The sequence below is a fragment of the Microbulbifer hainanensis genome, from assembly GCF_014904735.1.
Lineage (GTDB): Bacteria > Pseudomonadota > Gammaproteobacteria > Pseudomonadales > Cellvibrionaceae > Microbulbifer > Microbulbifer hainanensis.
In genome coordinates this window covers 1-643 of sequence record NZ_JACZCR010000096.1, presented here as the reverse complement: position 1 = coordinate 643, position 643 = coordinate 1, and the positions used below count along the sequence as shown (strand labels likewise).

Annotated in this window: 1 protein-coding gene; it reads left to right on the top strand. The window is 62.8% G+C overall.

Annotated elements, in window-relative coordinates; all coding sequences use genetic code 11:
- On the top strand, nucleotides 1-590 hold a 590-nt coding region (locus tag IG168_RS20480; RefSeq protein ID WP_264300135.1), incomplete at its 5' end, for an ArdC family protein.
- Nucleotides 591-643: the final 53 nt, after the last annotated feature.

Here is a 643-nt window from a genome sequence, read left to right as displayed (position 1 = left end):
ACACCGACGAGGACGCCCGCGTTATCCGCTTTATGCGGTCCTACACGGTGTTCAATGCCGACCAGATCGACGGACTGCCCGAGCACTTCTATCCGGCGCCGTCCGCGCCGCGTCCGTCTGCCGAGCGGAACGATGCCGCCGAGCGGTATTTTGCCGCGACCGGCTCCGATGTTCGGCACGGCGGAAACCAAGCTTTCTACGCCTACGGCGGCGCGGCCGATTATATCCGCATGCCCCCGTTTGAGACCTTCCCGGATGCCGAAAAATACTATGCGACCCTTGCGCACGAACATATCCACTGGACCAAAGGCCCGGGCCGCCTTGAGCGGGACTTCGGGCGCAAGAAATGGGGCGATGACGGATACGCCCTGGAGGAGCTGGTCGCCGAACTCGGTTCCGCGTTCCTTGGCGCCTCTCTGGGGCTCCGACCGGACCATCTCACCGATCACGCGTCCTATATCCAAAGCTGGCTGAAGGTTCTGAAGGACGACAAGCGGGCGATCTTCCGCGCCGCATCCCATGCACAGAAAGCCGTCGATTTCCTCGACGGCTTCCAGCAAGCGGCAGCGATGCCGGAAGCGGCGGAGTGAGGGCGATGTTCAGACCTGATAGCGCCCAGATCGCACGCATCGATGCAGCGTTT